Here is a 236-nt window from a genome sequence, read left to right on the forward strand (position 1 = left end):
TGGCTGGAACCCAGCAGAAAATTTAGACATTTATATAAAGCATCAATCAATTACTTTTAAAAATATAAAATCAGATACCAACCTTACTGAGTTAAACAGTATTAAAAATGGTGTTTTTAACTTGGATAGACTTAGACGAGATGAAGCAGCCATAGTATCAATTGTAGATGAGGGTAAGCCTCTGGTACTGGAAAATATTAAAATAAAATCAGACCGCAGTATCGCAAAGCCTATAG

1 protein-coding gene is annotated in these 236 nt (G+C 33.1%); it reads left to right on the forward strand.

The window, feature by feature from the left end; all coding sequences use genetic code 11:
• The coding region (locus R0K30_RS23505; RefSeq protein ID WP_410613442.1) for a hypothetical protein at positions 1–236 on the forward strand (236 nt) is incomplete at both ends.

The sequence above is a fragment of the Bacillus sp. SIMBA_154 genome (assembly GCF_046536015.1).
Lineage (GTDB): Bacteria > Bacillota > Bacilli > Bacillales > Bacillaceae > Bacillus > Bacillus pumilus_P.